1 pseudogene is annotated in these 271 nt (G+C 73.8%); it reads right to left on the reverse strand.

Annotated elements, in window-relative coordinates:
* Positions 1–109: 109 nt before the first annotated feature.
* Positions 110–271: pseudogene (locus AOK16_RS27865) on the reverse strand (endonuclease/exonuclease/phosphatase family protein); the annotation flags it as partial.

The raw sequence follows: 271 nt of genomic DNA on the forward strand, positions 1-271 counted from the left end.
CCGCGGTGGTTGATCGCCATCGCGGCGGGGGGACTTTGGCTGGCGCGGCGTCGGGCCGCTTGGCGCAGGCGGGGGCGCTGCCGGAGAGGGCGGGCCTGTGGTCTCTCTCCTACGTTGCCGGGACTCGTACCGCGGCCAGGACCGGCAAGTGGTCCGTGGCAGCGCGTAGGTCCGAGTCCGTTACGCCCGGGAGGGGTTGGGGGACGCCGCAGGCCAGGATCTCCACGCCCTCAGTGGCGAAGATCGCGTCGATGCGCTGGGGCGGGTCGCC

This window comes from Streptomyces pathocidini (assembly GCF_001418495.1).
In the GTDB taxonomy this organism is placed as follows: Bacteria; Actinomycetota; Actinomycetes; order Streptomycetales; family Streptomycetaceae; genus Streptomyces; species Streptomyces pathocidini.